Genomic DNA, 26,526 nt, shown 5'->3' with positions numbered 1-26,526 from the left:
ATCTTCATCCGTATCTGGACATAAAGTTGGAGCTATTCTTAGGGTAATCCCATTTGATGAAGCAGAACTTGTTGTGAAAAATTCTAAGCTAGATACAAAGGATATGGATTCCCAAAGAAGGTCTTCACTATTATTTGCCCTAGAAAAAGCATTAACAGAAAAGATATTACCATTATTTTCCTCAATTAATCCCCTTCTTAAATTAGAAAGCAACTGATATGGGGTATTGTCCAAAGCAACAATACCATCAGAACTACCTAAAGGTAGTCCTCTAGAATGAATAGCTTGGACTCTAACTGGTACAGTACCTGAAAAATTAAACTGCACAGGATTATCATTTTGAATTCTAAAATTACCAGAACTAGAGGTCATCCCATTAGTAACACTAATCAATACGCTACCATTTGGAAGGTTGAACCTTGAACTAATATCAAAATCAGTTACTGATAAATCTGATTCATTATTCGGAAAACCTAAATCAGAAGGTATTACTGTTTCAAAATCTAAAGGATTACACTCAACAGTATCTAGAATACCATCATTGTCATCGTCAATATCTACTGTATCTAGAACTCCGTCACCATCCGTATCATCATTCGTTGGGTCGTCACCCTCATCTGTGTTATCAGAATTTATTAAAAAATTAAAATCCATAATCCAACGACGCTCATCACCTTCCGGTCCTATCCAACCCCATCCTGACAAGCCATCCTTACCAACATTGGTATCCCAAAGTGCTCCTCCGGGGCCAACTTGAATACCATACTTTGGTGTACTAGGGTCATCAGGGTCCGGTCTGTTAGTAACTTTGTAAGTACCCTCACCAAGACAATCGTTACCATTTGAGGTAATATAACTTCTATCACCATCTATTAAATAATAACTGAGATCAGCGCCACTAGCTTCTGAACATCCTTCCGATTTAAAACCTCCACCTACATTCTGCCATTCGTACCAGTTGCGTCTAGACTTCAATAGAACATGAACATCAACCAAGCAGTCACCGTTATTAAACTTGCTAGTGCCAGATATTAAAGCTGTACCATCATTGTATTCCGTAAAAGTAAGATTGTTACCATCCAATGAAGAAAAATAGCCATCTGTATAGTCTAAATCTGATAGTGAAGACCACCAAAAATTCGCACTATCTAAATCTCCACATCTATCTGCATCTTTAACTTTATACCTATCAGAAATAGTTTTTCCCACGCCCGCATTAAGTAAAGTAGTATCATTTGCCTTAAATGGGTGACTAAAAGACATACTAACCAAACAGACTGCAGCACTAACAACCAATCCTAAAAAATACTCAGGTATCGTAATTTTTTCCATAAATGATAGTTTTCTCTTTTAAACTAATCACCATGGCAAAATGCAGGTCTACAATATGTAAGAATTTAGGGACAATTAATAATACCGCAAGATATTCAAAAAAATACTCTAAGGTACCACTTGCATAATTAGTTTTTATCTGTCAGAACTCCCATTTTATTCGATAAAACGCAGCAAGTTCAACTTCACATGCAATTAATAGATGTACGTTAATTTCTTGCGATTAGATTTTTTTTCTTTCAGACTTTGTTAACATGTATGCTATTGTGTATGAAACTGTTTTTATTGTAAAGTCACCCTAATCTATACACATCCTTATTTTCAGTTGGGAAATGATAGTTACAAGTCATTATTAATTGATAGTTTTGACCAAATTTTTTAAATGAGTTTTGAAAAAGAAATAGCGAAGAGGAGAACCTTTGGAATAATCTCCCATCCAGATGCTGGAAAGACTACACTAACTGAAAAGCTATTATTATTTGGTGGTGCAATCCAAGAGGCTGGTGCTGTTAAAAACAACAAAATAAAGAAGACTGCTACAAGTGACTTCATGGAAATTGAACGTCAGCGTGGAATTTCTGTCGCTACTTCCGTACTGGCTTTTATTTATAACGATAAGAAAATAAATATTTTAGATACTCCTGGGCATAAAGATTTTGCTGAAGACACCTTTAGAACTTTAACCGCTGTAGATAGCGTAATTGTTGTTATAGATGTTGCAAAAGGAGTGGAAGAACAGACAGAAAAATTAGTAGAAGTATGTAGAATGCGTAACATTCCTATGCTTGTTTTCATAAACAAATTGGATAGAGAAGGTAAAGACGCTTTTGACTTATTAGATGAAGTCGAACAAAAATTGGGACTTACCGTAACCCCTCTAAGCTTTCCCATTGGCATGGGCTATAGTTTCAAAGGAATCTACAATATCTATGAGAAAAATATTAATCTATTCAGTGGGAATAGTAAATCCAATATTGAAGAAACTATTGCTTTTGATAATATAGAAAGTCCAGAGCTTGAAAAAACAATAGGTGAAGAGGCTGCAATAGAACTTAGGGATAACCTAGAACTAGTAAATGGCGTTTATCCAGAATTTAATAAGGAAGCATATTTAGAGGGCAAACAACAACCTGTATTTTTTGGTTCTGCACTTAACAACTTTGGTGTAAGGGAGCTTTTAGACTGCTTTGTCCAGATTGCACCTCCTCCCCGTCCAAAAAAAGCTGAAGAACGTTTGGTTCATGCGAATGAAAAAGACTTTTCTGGATTTGTCTTTAAAATCCATGCCAATATGGATCCCAAACATCGTGACAGGTTAGCTTTTATTAAAATAGTTTCTGGAACTTTTGAACGTAATAAACCTTATTTGCATGTTAGACATGGAAAAAACTTAAAATTTTCCAGTCCTAATGCGTTCTTTGCGGAAAAGAAAGAGATTGTAGATATATCATACCCAGGTGATATTGTTGGACTTCATGATACAGGAAACTTTAAGATTGGTGATACACTTACAAATGGTGAGCAACTTAATTACAAGGGTATTCCAAGTTTCTCACCTGAACATTTTAGATATATCAATAATGCAGACCCCATGAAATCCAAGCAGCTTTATAAAGGCATTGACCAATTGATGGATGAAGGTGTTGCACAGTTGTTTACATTGGAACTTAATGGTCGTAAAGTAATTGGGACTGTTGGAGCTTTACAATACGAAGTGATACAATATCGTCTAGAGCATGAATATGGTGCCAAATGCACCTATGAGAACTTTCCCGTACACAAAGCTTGTTGGGTAGAACCCGAAAGTGATAACGATGAGTTTAAAGAATTTAAAAGGGTGAAGCAAAAATTCTTGGCAACAGACAAAAGAGGTCAGTTGGTATTTTTGGCAGACTCACAATTTTCATTACAAATGACTCAACAGAAATATCCTACTGTTAAACTGCATTTTACATCAGAATTCGAGTAAATTCTAGAGCAGTTAATCTCATTTAATAAAGTTTTTCATTTTTTGTAACTTATTGGCAATTAACCAATAAAACACATTTTATGACAACTAACGAAATTAATAAACCACCCGTTTGGTTTTGGGTGGTAAGTATTATTGCCCTTTTATGGAATTTGACAGGGGTTTTTAACTATCTAATGCAGGCATATTTACCTATAGAACAATTGGAAGCTATGTCGCAAGCTGAACGCGAACTTTATGAAGGACAACCTGCTTGGGTAACTGGGGCTTTTGCAGTTGCAGTTTTTGCTGGTACTATTGGCTGTATTGCATTGTTGATTCGAAAAAAATGGGCAAGACCTGTTCTAATTTTATCATTAATAAGCTCTATCTCATTATTTTCCTATACACTATTTATAAGCAATACTATAGAGGTATATGGAATTGTTCATGCGATTATTATGCCTATTCTTGTAGTTCTTATAGGAATTTATTTAGTCTTTTTTGCGAAAAAAGGAATTGTAAATGGTTGGCTTAAGTAAAATATAAGCCTCAGATATAAAAAAAGCCCTGACAAATGTCAGGGCTTTTTTTATGCTTCTCCCGTAGGTCCAAAATTTAATGGTATTGGAGGTTGTTCATAATCTTTTATAGTACCATGTGCTTTTTCAAAACGCTGCACATTGTCGTTCAATGCTTTTAAGAATTTTTTCGCATGTTGCGGTGTTAGTACTATCCTGCTCTTGACTTTAGCTTTTGGAGCCCCAGGCATTAAGCTTATAAAATCCACAACAAACTCTGATACAGAATGATTTATAATTGCCAAATTGGAATAAGTGCCTTCAGCAGTTTTTTCATCCAATTCGATATTTATTTGTTTTTGATTTTTTTCAGCCATCGTTTTTATAAAAAAGAAAACCCTGACGATTATGCCAGGGTTTTTTATTTAGAATTTGAATTCCTCTTTTCGAGCCATTATTTCATCGTATTCTTCCTTAGAACCTACAATGATATTTTCATAATCTCTCATACCAGTACCTGCAGGAATCTTATGACCTACAATTACATTCTCCTTAAGACCTTCTAAAGTATCTACTTTACCACTTACCGCAGCTTCGTTTAATACTTTAGTCGTTTCTTGGAAAGATGCTGCAGAGATAAATGATTTGGTTTGCAGCGATGCTCTAGTAATGCCCTGTAATATTGGGGTAGCTGTTGCAGCTACTGCATCCCTTGCAGAAACCACTGCTTTATCTGCTCGTTTCAATAATGAGTTCTCATCTCTCAACTCTCTAGCGGTAATGATTTGTCCTGCTTTTAAGTTTTCTGACTCACCAGCTTCTTCAACCACTTTCTTACCAAAAATTTCGTCATTCTCACGGATGAAATCATCCTTATGAACCAATTGATTCTCTAAGAAAATAGTGTCTCCAGCATCTTCAATACGGACTTTACGCATCATTTGCCTTACAACTACCTCAAAGTGCTTATCATTGATTTTCACACCTTGAAGTCTATAAACTTCCTGAACTTCGTTTACTAAATATTGTTGAACTGCTGATGGACCTTTGATAGCCAAAATATCCTCAGGAGTGATAGAACCATCAGAAAGTGGCATACCAGCACGAACATAATCGTTCTCCTGAACCAAAATCTGATTAGAAAGTTTCACCAAGTATTTCTTAATCTCTCCTAGCTTGGATTCAATGATAATTTCTCGATTACCTCTTTTAATCTTACCAAAAGAAACTACACCATCAATCTCAGAAACCACAGCAGGGTTAGATGGATTACGTGCTTCGAACAACTCTGTAACTCTTGGCAGACCACCTGTAATATCACCTGCTTTTGCAGACTTACGTGGAATCTTGACCAAAGTTTTTCCTTCTTGAACTTTCTCACCATCGTCTACCATGATGTGTGAACCAACAGGTAAATTGTAAGAACGTAATGTTTCTCCTTTGGCATCTTGAATCAACAAAGTTGGTATCAACTTTTTATTTCTAGATTCTGAAATTACTTTTTCTTGGAAACCAGTTTGCTCATCAATCTCTACTTGGTATGTAACACCTTGTTCGATGTTCTCATAAGCGATTTTTCCAGTGAATTCAGAAACAATTACACCATTATATGGATCCCAAGAACAGATTACATCTCCTTTTTTAATTTTAGCTCCATTCTTGATAGATAAGATAGAACCATAAGGTATGTTGTTAGTACTTAATGTAATACCCGTTTTAGAATCTACTATTTTAATTTCTGATGTCCTAGATATTACAATTGTAGATTTACCGCCTTCACCATTATCACCTTCAACTGTACGTAAATCTTCAATTTCAGCAACACCATCAAATTTAGCTTCCAACTTGTTATCCTCAGAAATGTTACCAGCAATACCACCTACGTGGAATGTACGTAATGTTAACTGTGTTCCTGGTTCACCAATAGATTGGGCAGCAACAACACCAACAGCTTCTCCCCTTTGTACCATTTTATTAGTAGCTAGGTTGCGACCGTAACATTGGGCACAAATTCCTTTTGGAGCTTCACAAGTTAATGGGGAACGCACTTCAATCTTCTCCACTGGTGAAGCTTCAATCTTAGCAGTTTCCACTTCTGTAATTTCTTGACCAGCACTTAATAACAACTCTTCAGTTATTGGGTCATATACATCATGTAAGGAAACTCGACCAAGAATACGCTCTCCCAAAGTCTCAACAACTTCTTCATTTTTCTTTAAAGATTGTACTTCAATACCACGTAATGTTTCACAATCCTCGATATTGATAATTACATCTTGAGAAACATCTACCAAACGACGTGTTAAGTATCCAGCATCCGCAGTCTTTAATGCTGTATCAGCAAGACCTTTACGTGCACCGTGCGTGGAAATAAAGTATTCCAGGATTGAAAGCCCCTCTTTAAAGTTGGAAAGGATAGGGTTTTCAATAATTTCACCACCACCTGCAGTAGATTTTTTAGGCTTAGCCATAAGACCACGCATACCTGTCAACTGGCGAATTTGTTCTTTAGAACCCCTTGCACCAGAGTCCAGCATCATATAGACCGAATTGAAACCTTGGTTGTCTTCTCTAATACGCTTCATGGCTAACTCTGTTAGCATAGCATTAGTTGATGTCCAAACATCAATCACCTGATTGTAACGCTCATTATTGGTAATAAGACCCATATTGTAATTGGCCATAATACCGTCAACCTGTCCATTGGCCTCGTCAATCATCGTAATTTTTTCTTTAGGGATAATAATATCACCTAAACTGAAAGACAATCCACCTTTAAAGGCAAACTGATACCCCATGGTCTTGATTTTATCCAAAAACTCAGCAGTTCTTGGAACATCTGTAACCGCTAAAATGTCTCCAATGATATTTCTTAACGCTTTTTTATTCAATACTTGATTGATAAAACCAGCTTCCTCTGGAACTTGAGTATTAAAGAGAACCCTACCTACGGTAGTTTCAATGATTTTATAAACAAGTTCCCCTTCTTCGTTAAAGTCTTTTGCGCGCACCTTGATACCAGCGTTCAAATCAACTTTCTTTTCATTGAAAGCAATTTCAACTTCTTCAGCAGAGTAGAACGTTAATCCTTCTCCCTTAATAGGCAACTCTTTTGTAGACTTACGGTGCTTGGTCATGTAATACAGACCCAATACCATGTCTTGGGAAGGTACTGTAATAGGCGAACCATTAGCTGGGTTTAAGATATTTTGAGAAGCCAACATTAATAGTTGAGCCTCCAAAATAGCCTCTGGTCCCAACGGTAAATGAACAGCCATTTGATCTCCATCAAAATCCGCATTAAATGCTGTACAAGCCAATGGGTGCAAACGGATTGCCTTACCTTCAATAAGTTTTGGTTGGAATGCCTGAATACCCAAACGGTGTAATGTAGGTGCCCTGTTCAAAAGCACAGGATGTCCTTTCAAAACATTTTCAAGAATATCCCAAACAACCGGCTCTTTCTTATCTATTATTTTCTTTGCAGATTTTACAGTTTTTACAATACCTCTTTCAATCAGTTTTCTAATTACAAAAGGCTTGTAAAGCTCCGCAGCCATATCTTTTGGCAGTCCGCATTCGTATAGGTTCATTTCTGGCCCAACAACAATTACAGAACGAGCAGAATAATCCACACGCTTACCTAATAAGTTTTGACGGAAACGACCTTGCTTACCTTTCAATGAATCAGAAAGTGATTTTAAAGGTCTGTTAGATTCTGTCTTAACTGCAGAAGCTTTTCTGGTATTATCAAATAAAGAATCAACAGATTCTTGAAGCATCCTTTTTTCATTTCTAAGGATAACCTCTGGAGCTTTTATCTCCATCAATCTTTTTAATCGATTGTTTCTGATAATTACCCTACGATATAAATCGTTCAAATCTGAAGTCGCAAAACGACCACCATCTAGAGGAACCAACGGACGTAATTCTGGTGGAATCACCGGAACTACTTTCATAATCATCCACTCTGGATTATTCTCACGATTATCTTGAGATTCACGCAAAGCCTCAACAACTTGAAGTCTCTTAAGCGCTTCAGTTTTACGTTGCTTAGAAGTTTCTGTATTTGCTTTATGTCTTAATTCATAGGACAACTGTTCTAAATCAATTCTTCCTAATAAATCAATTAGACACTCAGCACCCATTTTAGCAATAAACTTATTTGGGTCTGAATCTTCTAAATATTGATTTTCAGCAGGAATTGTCTCAAGAATATTTAAATACTCTTCTTCGGTCAAGAAATCCATTTTATTGATTTCTTCCCCTTCTGGACCTTTTGCTATACCTGGTTGAATTACTACGTAACGCTCATAGTAAATAATCATATCCAATTTCTTGGAAGGTAATCCCAGTAAGTATCCTATTTTATTTGGAAGTGAACGGAAATACCAGATATGTGCAACAGGTACCACTAAATTAATATGTCCAACCCTATCACGACGTACTTTCTTCTCTGTTACTTCTACCCCACAACGGTCACAAACTATACCACGGTAACGAATACGTTTGTATTTACCACAAGCACATTCGTAATCCTTTACAGGTCCAAAAATACGTTCACAGAAAAGTCCGTCACGTTCTGGCTTGTGCGTTCTGTAGTTAATAGTTTCTGGTTTTAAAACCTCACCTCTTGACTCTGCCAAAATTGATTCTGGAGATGCCAATCCGATTGAAATTTTGTTAAACCTCTTTGGTGCGTTATTATCTTTTATTCTAGCCATAATGCTATAAAGATGAAAATGTTAAAAAATGTTCTCTTTCTAATAGTTTTTCAACTATACTCTATTCTTCCAATCTAATATCTAAGCCCAAACCTTTAAGTTCGTGCATTAATACATTGAAAGATTCTGGTAATCCAGGTTCAGGCATGGTTTCACCTTTTACGATAGACTCGTAGGTTTTTGCCCTACCAATTACATCATCCGATTTTACGGTTAAGATTTCACGTAAGGTAGAAGAAGCTCCATAAGCCTCTAATGCCCATACTTCCATCTCTCCAAAACGCTGACCACCAAACTGTGCTTTACCACCTAATGGCTGTTGCGTAATCAATGAGTATGGTCCTATAGAACGTGCGTGCATTTTATCATCTACCATGTGACCTAGCTTCAACATGTAGATAATACCTACAGTTGCAGCTTGATCAAAACGTTCTCCTGTTCCACCATCATAAAGATGTGTATGTCCAAATCTTGGCACTCCTGCTTCATCGGTCAAAGCATTAATTTGGTCCAATGTTGCACCATCAAAAATTGGTGTTCCATATTTGCGACCTAATTTTTCACCTGCCCATCCAAGAACGGTCTCATAAATCTGCCCAATGTTCATACGTGATGGTACACCTAGTGGATTTAATACAATATCAACTGGAGTCCCATCTTCTAAAAATGGCATATCTTCTTGACGAACGATTCTTGCAACAATACCCTTGTTACCGTGACGTCCCGCCATTTTATCACCAACTTTAAGCTTTCGTTTCTTAGCGATGTAAACTTTAGCTAACTTCATAATACCAGCTGGCAACTCGTCACCAACTGAAATTGTAAACTTATCCCTTCTAAGGTTACCTTGAAGATCGTTTAGTTTAATCTTATAGTTATGAAGTAAATCAGCTACTTGCGTATTAGTTTTATCATCAGTAGTCCAACTTCCGCTTACTAAGTGAGCAAAGTCATCAACTGAGTTCAACATTTTAATAGTGTATTTTTTGCCTTTAGGAAGAACTTCTTCTCCTAAATCATTCATTACACCTTGAGAAGTTTTACCACTAATTAATGTGAATAGTTTTTCAACTAAAACATCCTTTAATTGTTGGAATTTAACTTCATAATCCATTTCCAATTTAGAAATTGCTTCTTTGTCTTCCGAACGCTTTCTTTTGTCTTTAATAGACCTAGAGAATAGTTTCTTATCTATTACAACACCTCTTAATGAAGGCGAAGCTTTTAAAGAAGCATCTTTTACATCACCAGCTTTGTCACCAAATATGGCACGAAGTAGTTTTTCTTCAGGAGTTGGATCAGATTCCCCTTTTGGAGTAATCTTGCCAATTAAAATATCCCCTGGCTTAACCTCGGCACCAATACGAATCATTCCGTTTTCATCTAAGTCTTTTGTAGCCTCTTCAGAAACGTTAGGAATATCATTGGTTAATTCCTCAGCACCCAGTTTTGTATCACGAACTTCCAAAGCATACTCATCTATATGAATGGAAGTAAAGATATCTTCACGTACTACTTTTTCAGAAATCACGATAGCATCCTCAAAGTTATACCCTTTCCAAGGCATAAAGGCTACTTTCATATTTCTACCTAAAGCAAGTTCTCCTTTTTCAGTTGCGTAACCCTCACAAAGAACTTCTCCTTTCTTAACCTTATCACCCTTCTTCACAATTGGCTTAAGGTTAATACTTGTTCCTTGGTTTGTTTTACGGAACTTAATTAGGTTGTATGACTTATAGTCATCTTCAAAGCTTACTAACTTCTCATCTGCAGACCTAGTATACTTTACTGTGATTTTCTGAGAGTCTACATAATCAATAACACCATCTTCCTCAGCATTAATCAATACTCTAGAATCCGTAGCAACTTGTCTTTCCAAGCCTGTACCCACAATTGGAGATTGTGGTCTCAACAATGGAACTGCTTGGCGCATCATGTTTGACCCCATCAATGCACGGTTCGCATCATCATGCTCCAAGAAAGGAATTAATGATGCAGAAATTGAAGCAATCTGATTTGGAGCTACATCTGTATAGTTTACTTCTGAAGGATCTACCACTGGGAAATCACCTTCTTCACGGGCAATTACCTTATCATCTTGAATTTTCCCTTTCTCATCCATTGGGATGTTAGCCTGGGAAATCTTCATGCCTTCTTCCTCCTCTGCACTTAAATACTTATACTCCTTGGTATTTACCACACCTTTGTCCACTTTCCTGTAAGGAGTCTCCAAGAAGCCCATTGGATTTACCTTGGCAAATACTGAAAGTGAAGAAATTAAACCAATATTAGGACCCTCAGGAGTTTCAATAGGACATAATCTACCATAATGTGTGTAGTGAACATCACGAACCTCGAAACCTGCTCTTTCACGTGAAAGACCACCTGGCCCTAGAGCAGATAATCTTCTCTTATGTGTAATCTCTGCTAATGGATTTGTTTGATCCATAAACTGAGATAATTGGTTTGTACCAAAGAAAGAATTGATTACTGAAGACAAGGTCTTTGCATTAATCAAATCAATCGGAGTAAATACCTCGTTATCACGAACGTTCATTCGCTCACGAATGGTTCTTGCCATACGGGCCAAACCAACACCAAACTGAGATGATAACTGCTCACCTACTGTTCTTACGCGACGGTTAGACAAGTGATCAATATCATCAATCTCTGCTTTTGAGTTAATCAACTCAATAAGATACTTAATGATAGTAATGATGTCTTCTTTGGTCAAGACTTGCTTGTCCATTCCAATATCAAGACCTAATTTCTTATTCATTCTGTAACGACCTACTTCACCTAAGTTGTAACGTTGGTCAGAGAAGAATAATTTATCTATGATTCCTCTTGCAGTTTCCTCATCCGGCGGCTCTGCATTACGAAGTTGACGATAGATGTGCTCTACAGCTTCTTTTTCAGAGTTTGTAGGGTCTTTTTGCAGTGTATTATGGATAATCGCATAATCCGACTGCGTATTATTTTCTTTATGTAATAGGATAGTTTTTACGTCTGCATCAACTATCTCATCAATATGTTCTTTTTCAAGAATTGTATCACGGTCTAGAACGATTTCATTTCTTTCAATAGAAACAACTTCACCTGTATCTTCATCTACAAAATCTTCGTGCCAAGTATTTAAAACCCTTGCAGCTAATTTGCGACCCAATACTTTCTTTAAACCAGCTTTAGAAACTTTCACTTCTTCAGAAAGGTCAAAAATTTCTAAAATATCCTTATCCCTTTCAAAACCAATGGCACGGAATAAAGTAGTAACCGGTAATTTTTTCTTTCTATCAATATAAGCGTACATCACGCTATTGATATCTGTAGCAAACTCAATCCAAGAACCTTTGAAAGGAATTACCCTTGCAGAATATAATTTAGTACCGTTTGCATGGAAAGACTGTCCAAAGAATACCCCTGGTGATCTATGCAACTGCGATACCACAACACGTTCTGCCCCATTGATAACAAAAGTACCACTTGGAGTCATGTACGGTATTGTACCTAAATATACATCTTGAACGATTGTTTCAAAATCTTCGTGCTCAGGATCCGTACAGTATAATTTTAAACGTGCCTTTAAGGGTACGCTATAAGTAAGTCCACGTTCAATACATTCTTGTATAGAATATCTTGGTGGATCTATAAAATAATCCAAAAACTCAAGTACAAATTGGTTTCTGGTATCTGTTATTGGAAAGTTTTCCATGAAGGTATTGTACAAACCTTCGTTGCCTCTTTCGTCAGATTTTGTTTCAAGTTGAAAAAAGTCTTGAAATGATTTTATCTGAATGTCCAAGAAATCCGGGTATTCCGGTATGTTCTTAGCGGATGCAAAATTTACTCTTTCAGTCTGATTTGTGAACATCTATGGACAAATTTTGATAGTGAATTCTCTAAAGGGTTACATGTGCCATCACATGCTGCTATAAAAACAGGCTAAGGTCTGACCGATTTTACGGAAAGACCTTAACCATATTATCCTATTTGGAAGCTACTATTTAAGCTCAACTTCTGCTCCTGCTTCTTCCAAAGATTTTTTGATACCTTCTGCTTCATCTTTAGAAACAGCCTCTTTAACAGCTTTTGGTGCGCTATCAACAATATCCTTAGCATCTTTTAAGCCAAGACCCGTTAATTCTTTCACCAATTTAACTACTGCCAATTTAGAACCACCAGCTGCAGTAAGGATTACATCAAATTCTGATTTTTCCTCAGCAGCGTCTTCGCCACCACCAGCAGCTCCACCGCCAGCAGCAACTGCAACAGCTGCAGCAGCAGGCTCAATACCGTACTCTTCTTTTAAAATATCAGCCAATTCATTTACCTCTTTTACGGTAAGGTTGACCAATTGTTCTGCAAAATCTTTTAAATCTGCCATTTTTCTATCGTTTAAATAAAATTTTAAAAATATAATTGTTTTAGTGCGTGCTATTTATCTTTCAGATAATGTTTTGATAATTCCGGCTAGTTTACCGCCACCTGATTTAAGACCAGAAATAACATTCTTGGCCGGTGATTGTAACAATCCGATAATATCTCCGATAACTTCTTCTTTGGACTTTATGGTCACTAAAGAATCTAAGTTCTCATCTCCAATATAGATTGCCTCTTCAATAAAGGCTCCCTTTAATACTGGTTTATCTGATTTTTTTCTGAAGTTCTTGATAAGTTTTGCTGGAGCATTCCCAGTTTCAGAAAACATCAACGAAGTATTTCCTTTTAATACTTCAGGAAGTTCTCCAAATTCCTTATCAGAAGCTTCCATTGCTTTAGCGAGCAATGTATTCTTAACAACTGCAAGCTTAATATTAGCCTTGAAACATGCTCTTCTTAAATTAGAAGTAGTCAATGCATCCAACCCAGAAATATCCGCAAGGTATATATTCGGGTTATCGGCCAACTGTGCAGTCAAATCTTCAATTACGGTTGCTTTTTCTTCTCTTGTCATTGTTATAATTTTAGACTACTCAGTAATTAAACTGCCTTAGGATCAAGTTGAACACTAGGACTCATAGTACTAGACATGTATATGCTTTTCATATACACACCCTTAGAGGATGTAGGCTTTAGCTTGTTCAATGTTTCCAACAACTCTTTTGCATTACCTGCAATTTTATCTGCTGAAAATGAAGCTTTACCTATTGCCGCATGTACAATCCCAGTTTTATCAACTTTAAAATCTATTTTACCAGCTTTTACATCAGATACTGCTTTTGCAACATCCATTGTAACTGTTCCAGTCTTTGGATTGGGCATTAAACCTCTAGGACCTAAAACTCTACCTAAAGGACCTAATTTACCCATAACGCTTGGCATAGTAATGATAACATCAACATCTGTCCAACCGCCTTTTATTTTATCCAAATATTCATCCAACCCAACAAAATCAGCTCCAGCTTCTTTAGCTTCTGCTTCTTTATCTGGGGTTACCAATGCTAAAACTTTTACATCTTTACCTGTACCGTGTGGTAATGTTACTACCCCACGAACCATTTGATTTGCTTTTCTAGGGTCTACACCCAAACGAACCGCTAAATCAATTGATGCATCAAACTTTACGTTGGTTATCTCTTTTATTAAAGCAGAAGCCTCATCCACGGAATACAATTTGTTTCCATCAATTTTAGCTTGTGCTTCTTTTTGCTTTTTAGTCAATCTTGCCATTAGAAATTGCTTTTAGATTTAAAAAGGTCTTTTACCTGCAACCTTTAATCCCATTGATCTAGCTGTACCAGCAACCATACTCATTGCTGATTCTACCGTGAAAGCATTTAAATCCACCATTTTATCTTCGGCGATTTGCTTTACTTGATCCCAGGAAACAGATCCATTTTTAACTCTGTTAGGTTCACCCGATCCTTTTTTAATCTTTGCTGCTTCCAACAATTGAACTGCCGCTGGTGGTGTTTTTACAACAAACTCGAAAGATTTGTCTTTGTATACCGTGATAACAACTGGTAAAATTTTACCTGGTTTGTCCTGTGTACGTGCATTAAACTGCTTACAGAACTCCATGATGTTAACGCCGGCAGCACCTAAGGCGGGTCCAACCGGTGGCGACGGATTCGCTGCACCTCCCCTAACTTGTAATTTAACTACCTTATCTACTTCTTTTGCCATTGTTTTTAATTAATTTGAAAATGTGCTATTGGAAGCAACACAATTTCTATATATGTAACAGCTCTTACTTAAACTTTTTCTACTTGCATATAACTTAACTCTAATGGCGTTTTTCTTCCGAAAATCTTTACCATTACCTCAAGCTTACGCTTTTCTTCATTGATTTTTTCAACAGTTCCATTGAATCCATTGAAAGGTCCATCAATTACCTTAACAGTTTCACCAAGCACAAAAGGTATCGCAACATTATCGGTGTTGACGGCCAATTCATCAACCTTACCTAGCATTCTATTTACCTCTGCCTTACGCAATGGTACTGGGTCTCCCCCTTTGGTTTCACCCAAAAAGCCTATTACGTTGGTGATGGAGCGAATAATATGTACCATTTCACCACCTAAATTGGCCTTAATCATTATGTATCCAGGAAAATACGTTCGCTCCTTATTGATTTTTTTACCATTTCGAATTTGAACAACTTTCTCTGTTGGAACAAGAACATCTTCTAAATAATCTCCAAAACCATGTCTTTCAACTTCGCTTTCAATGTATCCTTTAATCTTGTTCTCTTGGCCGCTTACCGCTCTAACCACATACCATTTTTTCTCTAATACCTCCGACATGCGACTATCCTATTAATTTATCAAAGTACAATTGAATCAACTCGCTAAAAAGACTATCGACTCCCCATGTTGCCAACGCAAAAATTATTGAGAAAACGGCAACCACTACCATGTAATTAGAAGCCTGCTCCCTGTTTAACCAAGTAACATTGTTTCTTAATTCTTCCCAAGATTCCTTAACATATGTCAACATAAAAACAATTTTTATTCTGCATGGGCGGAGAGGCTCCCCTCGACTTTGCTCGGGAAAGGCTTCTCGCCTAACACTTTCATTATTTCAACTTGCACGGGCGGAGAGGCTCGAACTCCCGACACCTGGTTTTGGAGACCAGTGCTCTACCAACTGAGCTACGCCCGTATTTTGGCATTCTAACACTCCAATAACCATGGAGTGAACTACACCCGTTTATATTACATTGAAAGGTATCCGCCAAATGACGGACACCCTTTAATGTAAACTATGATTATAAAATGATTAATCTAAAATCTCTGTAACCTGACCAGCACCTACAGTTCTACCACCTTCACGGATTGCAAAACGAAGACCTACGCTCAATGCGATTGGCTGAATCAAATCAACTTCGATAGTTAAGTTATCACCAGGCATTACCATTTCAACACCACTTGGCAAACCAATGTTACCTGTTACGTCAGTTGTTCTTACATAGAACTGTGGACGATAGTTGTTGTGGAATGGCGTGTGACGACCACCTTCTTCTTTTTTCAAGATATAAACCTCAGCTTTAAATTTAGCATGCGGCTTAACAGAACCTGGCTTACAGATAACCATACCTCGTTTGATATCGGTTTTTTCGATACCTCTTAAAAGGATACCTACGTTATCGCCAGCTTCACCTCTATCCAAAATCTTACGGAACATTTCAACACCAGTAACTGTAGAAGCCAATTTCTCAGCACCCATACCAATGATATCAACGGCGTCTCCAGTATTGGCAACGCCAGTTTCTATACGACCAGTTGCAACAGTACCACGACCAGTAATCGTAAATACATCTTCAACGGGCATTAAGAAATCTTTATCAACATCTCTCTTAGGAAGCTCGATCCACTCATCTACAGCTGTCATTAACTCCATTACAGTGTCAACCCATTTTTGCTCACCATTCAATGCTCCAAGTGCAGAACCGGCAATTACAGGTCCATTATCACCATCGTACTCATAGAAAGAAAGTAATTCTCTAATTTCCATCTCAACAAGCTCAAGAAGCTCTTCATCATCAACCATGTCAACTTTGTTCATGAAAACAACAATTCTAGGAATACCAACCTGGCGACCTAAAAGGATGTGCTCACGAGTTTGTGGCATAGGACCATCAGTTGCAGCAACAACCAAAATAGCACCGTCCATTTGGGCAGCACCAGTTACCATGTTCTTAACGTAATCCGCGTGACCTGGACAGTCAACGTGAGCATAGTGACGGTTAGCCGTAGCATACTCAACGTGAGATGTGTTAATTGTAATACCTCTTTCTTTTTCTTCAGGAGCATTATCAATTGAGTCAAAGCTTCTAAGCTCAGACAAACCTGCATTAGCTAAAACAGTAGTAATAGCTGCAGTTAATGTAGTTTTACCGTGATCCACGTGTCCAATGGTACCAATATTTAAGTGCGGTTTGGAACGATCAAAAGTTTCCTTTGCCATTTTAAATGATTTTAATCTTAGTTTATATTAGTGTACAAATCGTTTTTGAGCCAATGACGAGATTTGAACTCGTGACCTCTTCCTTACCAAGGAAACGCTCTACCCCTGAGCTACACCGGCGTAAAGTGTTGAATCAACTACTTTATATAGTTCCTCCTAAAAGGAAGAAATTCTTGCATTCACAAGAATGACTTTAGAGCGGGAGACCGGGTTCGAACCGGCGACATTCAGCTTGGAAGGCTGACGCTCTACCAACTGAGCTACTCCCGCAATTTTTATTAAATCAATATTTCAATTTTGGTTTAAATAACATTACTTAAACCCAACTTCTTTTCTTTTTTGTGTGGGGAGAGCAGGATTCGAACCTGCGAAGACATAGTCAGCAGATTTACAGTCTGCCCTCGTTGGCCGCTTGAGTATCTCCCCTTCCTATGTTTTTAGCATCTTAAGAGCCGATGGAGGGACTCGAACCCACGACCTGCTGATTACAAATCAGCTGCTCTAGCCAGCTGAGCTACATCGGCTTTTTAGAGCCTTTTTAACACAAAAAAAGCCCGTTATTTCTAACGGACTGCAAATGTATATATTTATTTTTTTAATCAAAACAAATTGTGAAAAATTTTAATCAAGCAAATGATCTCATCTTTTCTTTCTTTTTAACCAGTTTTCTTTCTATGGAACTGCATGCCGAATCCAATGCTTCCTCAAATGATTTGCATTGCTTTTTCACCACAAACTTATCTCGTGGTATGTTCATCTTAACTTCGACAATCTTATTTTCTTTTGCACTTGTGTTTTCTACCTTTAGATAAACATCAGAACTAATGACTTTATCATAGAACAACTCTAGTTTATCCATTCGATTTTGAATAAAATCTATAAGCTTACCATCAGCATCAAAATTTACAGATTGCACATTTACCTTCATAAAACAAGTTTTTAGGTCTGTAAGGAGACAGACAGGTTAAACAATAACAAAGAAATTATTCTTTGTTTCTAGGGTGGGCATTTAGGTGTACTTTTTTAAGTTCGGCAATACTATTATGAGTATACACTTGTGTTGATGCCAAACTTGAATGCCCCAATAGCTCTTTCACAACATTTAAGTCAGCCCCTTTATTCAACAAATGGGTAGCAAAGGTATGTCTCAGAATATGAGGACTTTTTTTGACTTTAGGGCTAACCATACTAAGATACTTATTTATAGTCCTGTAAACAAGGGTTTCGTATATTTTGTGACCAGATTTAGTTAGCAGCAGCATTTCAGAGTCGATTACTAGCTCAAGTTTTGCACGGTAATCCAAATAAGAATGTAATAATGGGAAAATAGAAGGAAGCAAAGGTAATATGCGCTCTTTATTACGCTTTCCAAGTACCTTAAGTGTTGTACCGCCCATATCAATATCACTAATCTTTAAATTGATGAGCTCAGCCCGTCGAATTCCTGTCGAATATAAAAGTTCTATCAATAACTTATCTCGAGTACCTTCAAAATCATTCTCAAAAGGGATTTGTTGTAAAACCTTTTCCATCTCTACTTCCGAAAAAGGAACCTCCAGCTTTTTTTTGGTTTTTAGTGCTTTGTGTTTTGAAAGTGGATTGGAATTGATTGCACCTATTTTTTGAAGAAACTTATAATACGCTTTTAAAGAGGCAATTTTCCTATTTACTGTCCTATTGGTAATACCATCGCCAACCAGTTTAACCACCCAGCTCCTTATAATGGTATAATCCATTTCATTAATCCCATCTAAATTATACTCCAAGGATGCAAAAGATGAAAACTCAAGTATATCTTTATTATATGCAGCAACAGTATGCTTAGAATAGTTTCTCTCCAAGGAGAGATAAGAAACAAAAGCTTCAAGAGACATAAACCAAAGTTACAATTTACCTTGAAGTCCATGACTAAAAAACCCGTTCATTTCTGAACGGGTTTTATTTTATGTAGAATCTTTTGGACTTTAAATTTCCTCTTGATCTCTTAGGCCTTGAATATATTGTGCCTTTTGAATTTCTGCTCTACGCTTAACCGAAGGTTTAGTAAATTGTTGACGCTTACGTAATTGACGCATAGTGCCTGTTTTATCAAACTTTCGCTTGAAACGCTTTAAAGCCCTATCGATATTTTCTCCTTCTTTTACTGGTATAATTAACATTGGCTACAACCTCCTCTCTTTAATTGATATCCGTTCCTGAACGGGGCTGCAAATATACAAATGAAATTTATCTAAAAAAGATTTATTTCAAATTAATTTCTAAAAATAGACATTTCGTTATTTTTCAGGAGTGCGATACTCCTTCTTATCAATAACTATTTTTGCGATAATCTCCTTTAAGATTTCAGAAGTGCCACCACCAATGGGACCTAATCTACTATCTCTAAGCATACGCGCCATGGGATAATCTTCTATATATCCATAACCACCTAAAAACTGAAGACAATCATAAGCAACTTCATCAGCCATCTTAGTAGATTTTAATTTTGATATGGTCGCTTCTTTAACGGCATATTCGCCCTTATCAAGCATAGCTACCACACCATAATTGTAGTGCTTACATATTTCCATCTCTGCATGCAAATCCACAAAACGGTGACGCAAAGCCTGAAATTTATTTATCGTCTGTCCAAAAGCTTCTCTTTCAGACATATATTGTAATGCATAATCTAGTGTATACTCAGCTCTCGCATGAGCATTTACACCCATGACCAAACGCTCTAACGCAAAAGCCTCCATAATAAATGTAAAGCCTTTCCCTTCTTCACCCATCAAATTAGCTACCGGTACTTCTACATTATCAAATGCAAGTTCAGCTGTGTCTGAGGCTCTCCACCCTAACTTATTGAGCTTATTGGCAGAAACTCCAGGACTATTTCTGTCTACAATAAAAATACTTATGCCTTTGTTACCCGCGGCCGGATTAGTTTTAGCCGCTAGAATAATATAATCGCCATATACTCCATTGGTAATAAAAGTTTTTGAGCCATTAACGATATAAACATCTCCCTTTTTTTCAGCTGTTGTTCGCATTCCTGCAACATCACTTCCTCCAAAAGGTTCTGTAACACCCAAACAACCTATCTTGTCACCATTTACACTAGGAATCAAATAAGCCTTCTTTTGCGCATCGTTTGCATTCTTGTTCAAGTGCGTCATTGCCAAATACACATGTGCCCAAATAGCTGCGGCAAAACCACCAGAATTTATCTTCTGAAGCTCTTCTAGTAAAATAACGGTGTAAAAAAGATCTAGACCCAAGCCTTCCTCGCTTTCTGGGGTAGCTAAACCAAAATAGCCCATCTCGCCAAATTTCTTCCAAATAAAACGTTCAATAGTTCCTGTTTCTTCCCACTTATCAATATGAGGAACTACTTCTTTTTGTAAAAAATCTTTTAGGCTCTCCCTAAAAAGTTGATGTTCTTCGGTGAAGTACATACTGTTCATGCAATAATTTTTTAGAGTGACAAATATAATGCTATTCTATCTAGTTTTTCTGAAGGAAAACCATCAAGGTTAGTTAATTCGTCAAAGGAATTAATACCTCCGTTAAGCTCCCTTAATCTGACAATCTCATTCGCGACAGGATATGAAATATAGACCAGAGCGGCAATCTCACCAGCTGTTGCCGAGTTTATATTAATCTTTTCAACTGAAGGTGTATTAACTACCTGAAATTCTTTCAAAGCCCTAGTTGCTACTTCGGTATCCAAACCATACACATCAAACAACTGTTCATTTACCAAAAAACCACCGAGCTTATCCCTAAACTTTATGATTCTTGCTGAAAGCTTATTTCCAATTCCATTGATTCTTTTTAAATCTTTAGCTGTTACTGAATTTATATCTTGAATATTTATTGTGTTCGTTTCTGATGATTTGTAAAACGATTTTTTCGAATATTGATTTTTGTTAGATTGAGTCCAATCTGGAAATTTAAAATAAGGAGAGATTACTCTCAGAAGTGAATCATTTATCTTAGTAACCTTTTGAAAATCTTCTTTTGAATTCAAATAATTATTCTGAGCTCTAAATGCATGAAGTCTATCTATCTCCTCAACAGACATTCCTAAGGTATACCCCTTATAATCACTAATAAAATTTGGGTTAAAAGGAAATATCGTGACCGAATCCTTCGTTTGAGCAATCTTTTTTAAACTGTCAATTTTTGCTTGCTCAATTTCATCTACTGTTATTTTGGATTCGGACCCATTAATTGGTTGAGATTTGATGTAAAAATAAACCCCTTGTAAAATAATAATTATGAGCAACAAAAAGAAAATCCCACTCCGTTCTTGTTTATTGAACTTAAAGTGGGATTTGAAATTCTTCAATTTAGATACTTAAGAATATGCTTTCTTGATAGCATCTACATATTTATTCAGCTCTTCTTTAACCTTAGGGAATAAGAATAGTAAACCTATCATATTAGGGAAAACTAGAGCTAAAATCATCGCGTCAGAAAACTTGATTACTGCATCTAAAGTTGCAGCAGCACCAATAACAACAAATAATAAGAATAATACCTTGTAAACAATATCCGCTGTTCTACCTCTACCAAAAAGGTACTTCCAAGATTGTAAGCCATAATAAGACCAAGAAATCATGGTAGAAAAAGCAAATAGTACAATTGCAATTGTTAGTACGTATCTAAATCCAGGAATTACCGAATCGTAAGCCATAGAAGTTAAATCCACACCACCAATATAAGTTCCTGAATCATTTAACAATACAGTGCTGCCTACTGCATTACCATAATCAAATGCCCCTACATCCATATTAAAAAAGATGATAACCAATGCGGTCATAGTACAAATAACAACAGTATCAATAAAAGGCTCTAACAAAGCAACAATACCTTCACTAGCAGGGTATTTAGTTTTTACAGCGGAATGCGCAATTGCGGCAGAACCTGCACCTGCTTCATTTGAAAAGGCTGCACGTTGAAACCCAACTATTATCACTCCTAAAATTCCGCCTAGACCCGCTTCTGGAGTAAATGCACCACTGAAAATCATTCCGAATGCATCCCCTATATATTTGATGTTAGCAAAAATGATAATAAGAGAAGCTATAACATAAATTCCTGCCATAAACGGAACAATTTTTTCCGTTACACTGGCAATCTTCTTGATACCTCCAATAATTACGATTCCAACTAAAACAGCTAAAATAAAACCTATGATTACACCGATAGCGCCACCTTCTAAATTGAACATTGTAGTTAATTGCACAGCTGCCTGGTTGGATTGAAAAGCATTACCGCCACCAAAAGAAGCACCGACGCAAAGAATAGCAAAAACTGCTGCTAAAGCCTTACCAAGTCCAGTAAATCCTTTAGACTTTAATCCTCTTGACAAATAATACATAGGTCCTCCGTAGACAGTACCATCTTCTCCAACATCACGATATTTAACTCCAAGAGTACATTCAACAAATTTTGTTGACATTCCTATAAGACCACAAACAATCATCCAAAAAGTAGCTCCTGGACCACCTATTGCGATAGCCACAGCTACACCCGCAATATTACCCAAACCTACTGTTCCCGAAACTGCTGTCGCCAATGCTTGAAAATGGCTTACTTCTCCTTCTTCACTTTCATCACGAATAGTATCTGGAATATCACCATCATCTGTCATATGAAGCTCTACTTTTTCAAGACCATATTTTTCAACTTCTTCATATTTACCCCTTACAACATTGATAGCTAAAGGAAACTTTAAAATATTCGGAAATTTAAAATAGATGGTAAAAAAAGTAGCCCCTAAAACAAGTAAAATAAGTACTATCGGGATATTATACTCTCCCACAGGAATTGTGGTTAAAACAAACCCTTCCCACCATGTGGCAAAAGGCATAAAAGCGTCGTTTACTTTTTCGTCGAGGCCTTTATCTTGAGCGTTACTCATAAAAGGAAGCAATAAAGAAACGATTACAAGAAGTCTATACTTCATAATATTATTTGGTTATGTTAATTTGATGTAAGGCTGGCAATATCCTAAAAAAAATCAATGGAATCAAATTTAACCGTTGTTAAACTATCCCAATTGGAACATTTGATTTAGCTTATCTATTTGTTCTGGCCTTCCTAAAACAATCACTTTACCTTTAGGTTCCAGCTCCAGGTCGGCTTCGGGGTTTATGATATAATTTCCGTCTGGCGCAATGTAACCTATTATGGTACAACCAGTCTTACGCCTTAGATCTAAATCTTTTATGGACTTACAATCTAATTGGCCTTGAAAATCCTCAATCTCCACCTCTTCAAGATTTGTGGTGTGCTCTCCTTCTATCGATAGCTTATCCATAAAAGTTATTAAATCTGGCATCACGACCAAAGATGCCATATGGTCCCCACCAATCTTATCTGGCATAATTACCTTATCAGCACCTGCAAACTCTAGTTTTTTAATCGAATTAACCTGTGAGGCCCTACTAATTATAAAAAGACCTTCATTCATTTGTCGTGCAGATAATACAACAAAGAGGTTTACAGCATCATCCGGCAATGCAGTAACTAAGTATTGTGCACGGTCAATGCCCGCTTCTAGCAACACTTCATCCTCATTTACATCACCTTCTACAAACAATACCTCATCTTCGTTGGCTTCAATAATCTCTTTATCCTTTTCAATGATAACAAATGGTTTATTATAAGCTTTGAGTTTTTCTGCGGCTTGTTTTCCATTTCGTCCATAACCACAAACAATCACATGATTGGACAGACGGTTTATTTTATTTTTCACACGCTTTTTCTTTAAAAGTTGTAATGAGTTCCTACTTAATATATATTCTGTTATCACCGAAAGGGCAAAACCAAAAATGAAAACACTAGATACTATTAAAAATACAGTAAAAATTTTGGCATCCGCATCTAGAGGCCTTACTTCTGAAAAACCAACAGTGGTTACCGTAATCACTGTCATGTAGAAGGCATTTACCCATGTAAAGCCATAAAAAAAATGATATCCAAAAATCCCCACTAAAAGTACTGTGGCCATCAACAGAAGTGCCCAAGTTATTCGTGATTTAAATAGTCTGATCATATTTATAAGTCAAAAACTGAAGTGCGTTTGGTATAGACCAAATCTTTTATTTTTAACCAAAATGCTATAAAAAGGTATAATGCAAAGCCGAAACCCAGCGTAGCGAAAGTGAGATAGATAAATGTAGTGCGAACCACTCTTGCCCGTATACCCCATCGTTCGGCTATGCGACGGCATACTTCAAAACCTCTTTTCTGAAAATAGTAGAGCAAATCATATATCCAGCGCATAATCAAATTTAGTGATTTACCTTTAAAAGAGAGCTTCCCACTGCACATTTCAAACATTGGTTTGATATACAATAATTATTGTAGAGCTGCAATTTTGCCTGACTTGAAAAAGCACTTTTGGTTTTCTTTCCTATTGCATCAAACCTTTTTATGATACTATTTTTTTCCACTCCTAAATTCTCCATCAAGGTTATCAAGTCTGAACTAATATCTTTCCCTAAACTTTTAGCATACGAAAATTTGAGGGGTACGATAGTGTTTATAAGAATCAAATCGATGGTGTTTTTCGTTAGCTTTTTACTGGAAGGTTTTGATTCTTTACCAAACGTGAAGTGGTTTTTCCAATAATCGCTTGCTCTAATATCGAACAAATCATAATAGTCTTTAACTTCTGAATATTCCATAAGCTTACTAAACAAATTCTTATTTTCAGCATATAGATTGGCAAATTGAGAAAGCCTTATCGTTGGGAAATTATTCGGGCGTAAACCAAAAAACTCTGGCTTCTCAAGTCCTAAATTATTTAGATTATACTTGGTTTTTTGAAAGCTAAATTCTTTTTCTAGCTGATTGTAATATTCATCATGAATTTCTTCTTTTTCCAATAACCCAGACATGCCCAAAAGCACACTCTCTAATGAGACGGTATTATTTTGAAGTTTTCTCACAACTGAAAAGTCCAAAGATTCGGAAATACTAAAAAATGCTTTACCGTTAACTTTTGAACCAAAATTCTTAAGTAACATTGAAAAAAGAACTTGTTCCCAATCGTTATTGGAAGTCTTTAGCAAATTGAAAATTAGTCTTGCTTTTTGCTCTAAACGTTCAATGTATAATCGTTCTAGCCAATTATCCAATAAAAAATCATCAACTGCTTTAAAATCATTCTCACAGTTAATGAATTTCTTTTTTGAGTTTTGAAGTAGCTTTTTATAGCCTGATAAAAGTGAGTTTGGAATTATATCTTTTAGTTCCAGCGTTGGTATCTCACTTTTATCTTTTCTAAAAACAGCAACATCATCTTCCCAAACCACATGAAGGATTACATTGTCATAATTTTCATCAGTTTCATGACCATGCGCATACCAGTCTGAAGATTTTAAATGTATTTCAACATTCCCAGCCCATAGCTGATTATCAATCTCAATCTTACTATTAAAGAAATCCGGACCAGAGTTTAGGTTGTGCTGTCCAGTCCCATGAATTATAAGTTTTTCTTTTCTAGTAGTTGATAGCTGCTGGGAATGTAGTTTGTTGGTCTTCCATATAAAATGGAGCAAATCTTCACGCATTTCCTTAAAGGTAAGTAAGTTTTACTCGGTAACTTCGCCTTCCCAGTTCATAAAACCACCTTCTAAATTGTAGGCATTTTCAATTCCTAGACTTTTTAATATTGCACAAGCTTGTCCACTTCTATTCCCAGAACGGCAATACACGTAGAAGTTTTTGTCCTTATCCAGTTTTTCTACTTCATCCAAAAATTCCTGTCCCAGATAAATATCAATATTAGTCGAATTAGGTATATAGCCTTCCTCGACTTCTTCAGGTGTGCGAACATCCAACAAAAAGGCATTATCATCATTCTTAAGTTGTTCTGTCCACTCTTCTTGTGTTAAATCCATCTTTTCAATTAAATTAAGTTTTGCAAAAATAAAAGTCCGAAGCATAACCCCGGACTTAAAACTAGCTATTTTTCTTATTATACTTTTATTGAGCATCCTATCGCCCGAGTTTTTGTTACCTCAATTTCCTTGCCAGCCAACATTGCATCAACAGCATTCTCTACATATTTATCTTCAACTCTACTAGCATCTTGGTAGTTATCATCGATTGCTCCAATGTATTTTACAATATTACCTTTCTTGGTTTTCTCCAAAAGATAAACATGTGGTGTTTTACTGGCACCATACTGGGGGTAAATATTTTGTCCTTCATCTAATACGTATGGAAAAGTAAATCCTTTTTCTTTTGCCCTAATCTTCATTTTATCAAAACTATCACCCGGTTTTACGACAGGGTTGTTTGGATTAATAGCAATCACAGGAACTCCTTTTGCTTTATACTTTTTATCCAACGCTAGTATTCTATCCTCATAAGCAACCGCGTAGGGGCAAGTATTACAGGTAAAAATTACTAAAAAGCCCTTTGCGTTTTCATAGTCTGAAAGAGAAATCATTTCACCATCTATGTTTTTCAATGAGAAATCGGTAGCTAGATCACCAATATCATAACCTGATGCGGGTTCATCATTCTCTGTGAGTGCCATTGTAATGACAACTAAGAAGAGTAATCCAATTGTCTTAACTATGTTCAT

At 36.5% G+C, this 26,526-nt stretch carries 23 protein-coding genes, 5 tRNA genes and 1 pseudogene; 2 read left to right on the top strand and 27 right to left on the bottom strand.

Features of this window, described 5'->3' with window-relative positions; genetic code table 11:
• Nucleotides 1-1,332: pseudogene (locus tag AACP56_RS16525) on the bottom strand (hypothetical protein); the annotation flags it as partial.
• 382 nt (nt 1,333-1,714) lie between these two features.
• On the opposite strand from AACP56_RS16525, the gene AACP56_RS16520 reads away from it, so the two are divergent.
• Together AACP56_RS16520 and AACP56_RS16515 are read left to right on the top strand one after the other, a co-directional pair.
• A complete protein-coding gene (locus AACP56_RS16520; RefSeq protein WP_339338514.1) occupies nt 1,715-3,301 on the top strand; it encodes a peptide chain release factor 3 in 1,587 nt (528 codons plus the stop codon).
• A gap of 80 nt (nt 3,302-3,381) precedes the next feature.
• Nucleotides 3,382-3,822, top strand: a complete 441-nt coding sequence (locus tag AACP56_RS16515) for a hypothetical protein (protein ID WP_339338512.1) — start codon at nt 3,382-3,384, stop codon at nt 3,820-3,822.
• 50 nt (nt 3,823-3,872) lie between these two features.
• On the opposite strand, the gene AACP56_RS16510 is transcribed toward AACP56_RS16515, so the two are convergent.
• From AACP56_RS16510 to AACP56_RS16385, 26 genes are all read right to left on the bottom strand, one after another.
• On the bottom strand, nt 3,873-4,178 hold the full coding sequence (locus tag AACP56_RS16510; protein WP_339338510.1) for a DUF3467 domain-containing protein: 306 nt from the start codon (nt 4,176-4,178) through the stop codon (nt 3,873-3,875).
• A gap of 48 nt (nt 4,179-4,226) precedes the next feature.
• On the bottom strand, nt 4,227-8,525 hold the full coding sequence (gene rpoC, locus AACP56_RS16505; RefSeq protein WP_339338508.1) for a DNA-directed RNA polymerase subunit beta': 4,299 nt from the start codon (nt 8,523-8,525) through the stop codon (nt 4,227-4,229).
• Between the two features lie 61 nt (nt 8,526-8,586).
• The gene (gene rpoB, locus AACP56_RS16500; RefSeq protein WP_339338506.1) at nt 8,587-12,396 is read right to left on the bottom strand and encodes a DNA-directed RNA polymerase subunit beta; all 3,810 of its coding nucleotides are present in this window, start codon (nt 12,394-12,396) and stop codon (nt 8,587-8,589) included.
• A gap of 129 nt (nt 12,397-12,525) precedes the next feature.
• Nucleotides 12,526-12,909, bottom strand: a complete 384-nt coding sequence (rplL, locus tag AACP56_RS16495) for a 50S ribosomal protein L7/L12 (RefSeq protein WP_339338504.1) — start codon at nt 12,907-12,909, stop codon at nt 12,526-12,528.
• A gap of 54 nt (nt 12,910-12,963) precedes the next feature.
• Nucleotides 12,964-13,479, bottom strand: coding sequence for a 50S ribosomal protein L10 (rplJ, locus tag AACP56_RS16490; RefSeq protein WP_339338501.1), 516 nt, complete (start codon nt 13,477-13,479; stop codon nt 12,964-12,966).
• Between the two features lie 26 nt (nt 13,480-13,505).
• The gene (gene rplA / locus AACP56_RS16485; RefSeq protein ID WP_339338499.1) at nt 13,506-14,195 is read right to left on the bottom strand and encodes a 50S ribosomal protein L1; all 690 of its coding nucleotides are present in this window, start codon (nt 14,193-14,195) and stop codon (nt 13,506-13,508) included.
• A gap of 18 nt (nt 14,196-14,213) precedes the next feature.
• On the bottom strand, nt 14,214-14,651 hold the full coding sequence (gene rplK, locus AACP56_RS16480) for a 50S ribosomal protein L11 (RefSeq protein WP_339338497.1): 438 nt from the start codon (nt 14,649-14,651) through the stop codon (nt 14,214-14,216).
• Nucleotides 14,652-14,719: 68 nt separating this feature from the next.
• The gene (nusG, locus tag AACP56_RS16475; RefSeq protein WP_339338495.1) at nt 14,720-15,271 is read right to left on the bottom strand and encodes a transcription termination/antitermination protein NusG; all 552 of its coding nucleotides are present in this window, start codon (nt 15,269-15,271) and stop codon (nt 14,720-14,722) included.
• Between the two features lie 4 nt (nt 15,272-15,275).
• Complete coding sequence (secE, locus tag AACP56_RS16470; RefSeq protein ID WP_339338493.1) at nt 15,276-15,464, bottom strand: preprotein translocase subunit SecE; 189 nt, start codon at nt 15,462-15,464, stop codon at nt 15,276-15,278.
• A 92-nt stretch (nt 15,465-15,556) separates the two neighbouring features.
• A tRNA-Trp gene (locus AACP56_RS16465) sits at nt 15,557-15,629 on the bottom strand.
• A gap of 117 nt (nt 15,630-15,746) precedes the next feature.
• Nucleotides 15,747-16,934, bottom strand: coding sequence for an elongation factor Tu (tuf, locus tag AACP56_RS16460; protein WP_339338491.1), 1,188 nt, complete (start codon nt 16,932-16,934; stop codon nt 15,747-15,749).
• Nucleotides 16,935-16,982: 48 nt separating this feature from the next.
• Nucleotides 16,983-17,054, bottom strand: a tRNA-Thr gene (locus tag AACP56_RS16455).
• A gap of 77 nt (nt 17,055-17,131) precedes the next feature.
• Nucleotides 17,132-17,204, bottom strand: a tRNA-Gly gene (locus tag AACP56_RS16450).
• Between the two features lie 74 nt (nt 17,205-17,278).
• Nucleotides 17,279-17,360: transfer RNA gene (locus AACP56_RS16445), tRNA-Tyr, on the bottom strand.
• A 24-nt stretch (nt 17,361-17,384) separates the two neighbouring features.
• Nucleotides 17,385-17,458: transfer RNA gene (locus AACP56_RS16440), tRNA-Thr, on the bottom strand.
• 101 nt (nt 17,459-17,559) lie between these two features.
• Complete coding sequence (gene hpf / locus AACP56_RS16435) at nt 17,560-17,862, bottom strand: ribosome hibernation-promoting factor, HPF/YfiA family (RefSeq protein WP_339338489.1); 303 nt, start codon at nt 17,860-17,862, stop codon at nt 17,560-17,562.
• Between the two features lie 55 nt (nt 17,863-17,917).
• A complete protein-coding gene (locus AACP56_RS16430) occupies nt 17,918-18,808 on the bottom strand; it encodes a tyrosine-type recombinase/integrase (protein WP_339338487.1) in 891 nt (296 codons plus the stop codon).
• Between the two features lie 90 nt (nt 18,809-18,898).
• Nucleotides 18,899-19,093, bottom strand: a complete 195-nt coding sequence (gene rpsU, locus AACP56_RS16425; RefSeq protein ID WP_073181465.1) for a 30S ribosomal protein S21 — start codon at nt 19,091-19,093, stop codon at nt 18,899-18,901.
• Between the two features lie 117 nt (nt 19,094-19,210).
• Nucleotides 19,211-20,380, bottom strand: a complete 1,170-nt coding sequence (locus AACP56_RS16420; protein WP_339338485.1) for an acyl-CoA dehydrogenase family protein — start codon at nt 20,378-20,380, stop codon at nt 19,211-19,213.
• 11 nt (nt 20,381-20,391) lie between these two features.
• A complete protein-coding gene (locus AACP56_RS16415; RefSeq protein ID WP_339338483.1) occupies nt 20,392-21,267 on the bottom strand; it encodes a ComEA family DNA-binding protein in 876 nt (291 codons plus the stop codon).
• 9 nt (nt 21,268-21,276) lie between these two features.
• Nucleotides 21,277-22,890 (bottom strand): alanine/glycine:cation symporter family protein, encoded by a 1,614-nt coding sequence (locus tag AACP56_RS16410; protein WP_339338481.1) that lies wholly within the window; start codon nt 22,888-22,890, stop codon nt 21,277-21,279.
• An 84-nt stretch (nt 22,891-22,974) separates the two neighbouring features.
• Nucleotides 22,975-23,982 carry a potassium channel family protein gene (locus tag AACP56_RS16405; RefSeq protein WP_339338479.1) on the bottom strand — a complete coding sequence of 336 codons (1,008 nt, stop codon included), beginning with the start codon at nt 23,980-23,982 and terminating at the stop codon, nt 22,975-22,977.
• A gap of 2 nt (nt 23,983-23,984) precedes the next feature.
• Complete coding sequence (locus AACP56_RS16400; RefSeq protein ID WP_339338477.1) at nt 23,985-24,212, bottom strand: PspC domain-containing protein; 228 nt, start codon at nt 24,210-24,212, stop codon at nt 23,985-23,987.
• A gap of 8 nt (nt 24,213-24,220) precedes the next feature.
• A complete protein-coding gene (locus AACP56_RS16395) occupies nt 24,221-25,504 on the bottom strand; it encodes a DUF2851 family protein (protein ID WP_339338475.1) in 1,284 nt (427 codons plus the stop codon).
• 21 nt (nt 25,505-25,525) lie between these two features.
• Nucleotides 25,526-25,834, bottom strand: a complete 309-nt coding sequence (locus tag AACP56_RS16390; RefSeq protein ID WP_339338473.1) for a rhodanese-like domain-containing protein — start codon at nt 25,832-25,834, stop codon at nt 25,526-25,528.
• A 77-nt stretch (nt 25,835-25,911) separates the two neighbouring features.
• On the bottom strand, nt 25,912-26,526 hold the full coding sequence (locus AACP56_RS16385; protein WP_339338471.1) for a thioredoxin family protein: 615 nt from the start codon (nt 26,524-26,526) through the stop codon (nt 25,912-25,914).

The sequence above is a fragment of the Croceitalea sp. MTPC6 genome (assembly GCF_036985525.1).
GTDB lineage: Bacteria > Bacteroidota > Bacteroidia > Flavobacteriales > Flavobacteriaceae > Croceitalea.
The sequence above is the reverse complement of the archived record's forward strand: the minus strand, read 5'-3'. Positions and strand labels throughout refer to the sequence as shown.

Bases quoted from the DNA above. Each gene is read 5' to 3' on its own strand.
- AACP56_RS16520 (WP_339338514.1), top strand. From the start codon at position 1,715: ATGAGTTTTGAAAAAGAAATAGCGAAGAGGAGAACCTTTGGAATAATC.
- AACP56_RS16515 (WP_339338512.1), top strand. From the start codon at position 3,382: ATGACAACTAACGAAATTAATAAACCACCCGTTTGGTTTTGGGTGGTA.
- AACP56_RS16510 (WP_339338510.1), bottom strand. From the start codon at position 4,178: ATGGCTGAAAAAAATCAAAAACAAATAAATATCGAATTGGATGAAAAA.
- rpoC (WP_339338508.1), bottom strand. From the start codon at position 8,525: ATGGCTAGAATAAAAGATAATAACGCACCAAAGAGGTTTAACAAAATT.
- rpoB (WP_339338506.1), bottom strand. From the start codon at position 12,396: ATGTTCACAAATCAGACTGAAAGAGTAAATTTTGCATCCGCTAAGAAC.
- rplL (WP_339338504.1), bottom strand. From the start codon at position 12,909: ATGGCAGATTTAAAAGATTTTGCAGAACAATTGGTCAACCTTACCGTA.
- rplJ (WP_339338501.1), bottom strand. From the start codon at position 13,479: ATGACAAGAGAAGAAAAAGCAACCGTAATTGAAGATTTGACTGCACAG.
- rplA (WP_339338499.1), bottom strand. From the start codon at position 14,195: ATGGCAAGATTGACTAAAAAGCAAAAAGAAGCACAAGCTAAAATTGAT.
- rplK (WP_339338497.1), bottom strand. From the start codon at position 14,651: ATGGCAAAAGAAGTAGATAAGGTAGTTAAATTACAAGTTAGGGGAGGT.
- nusG (WP_339338495.1), bottom strand. From the start codon at position 15,271: ATGTCGGAGGTATTAGAGAAAAAATGGTATGTGGTTAGAGCGGTAAGC.
- secE (WP_339338493.1), bottom strand. From the start codon at position 15,464: ATGTTGACATATGTTAAGGAATCTTGGGAAGAATTAAGAAACAATGTT.
- tuf (WP_339338491.1), bottom strand. From the start codon at position 16,934: ATGGCAAAGGAAACTTTTGATCGTTCCAAACCGCACTTAAATATTGGT.
- hpf (WP_339338489.1), bottom strand. From the start codon at position 17,862: ATGAAGGTAAATGTGCAATCTGTAAATTTTGATGCTGATGGTAAGCTT.
- AACP56_RS16430 (WP_339338487.1), bottom strand. From the start codon at position 18,808: ATGTCTCTTGAAGCTTTTGTTTCTTATCTCTCCTTGGAGAGAAACTAT.
- rpsU (WP_073181465.1), bottom strand. From the start codon at position 19,093: ATGTTAATTATACCAGTAAAAGAAGGAGAAAATATCGATAGGGCTTTA.
- AACP56_RS16420 (WP_339338485.1), bottom strand. From the start codon at position 20,380: ATGAACAGTATGTACTTCACCGAAGAACATCAACTTTTTAGGGAGAGC.
- AACP56_RS16410 (WP_339338481.1), bottom strand. From the start codon at position 22,890: ATGAAGTATAGACTTCTTGTAATCGTTTCTTTATTGCTTCCTTTTATG.
- AACP56_RS16405 (WP_339338479.1), bottom strand. From the start codon at position 23,982: ATGATCAGACTATTTAAATCACGAATAACTTGGGCACTTCTGTTGATG.
- AACP56_RS16400 (WP_339338477.1), bottom strand. From the start codon at position 24,212: ATGCGCTGGATATATGATTTGCTCTACTATTTTCAGAAAAGAGGTTTT.
- AACP56_RS16395 (WP_339338475.1), bottom strand. From the start codon at position 25,504: ATGCGTGAAGATTTGCTCCATTTTATATGGAAGACCAACAAACTACAT.
- AACP56_RS16390 (WP_339338473.1), bottom strand. From the start codon at position 25,834: ATGGATTTAACACAAGAAGAGTGGACAGAACAACTTAAGAATGATGAT.
- AACP56_RS16385 (WP_339338471.1), bottom strand. From the start codon at position 26,526: ATGAACATAGTTAAGACAATTGGATTACTCTTCTTAGTTGTCATTACA.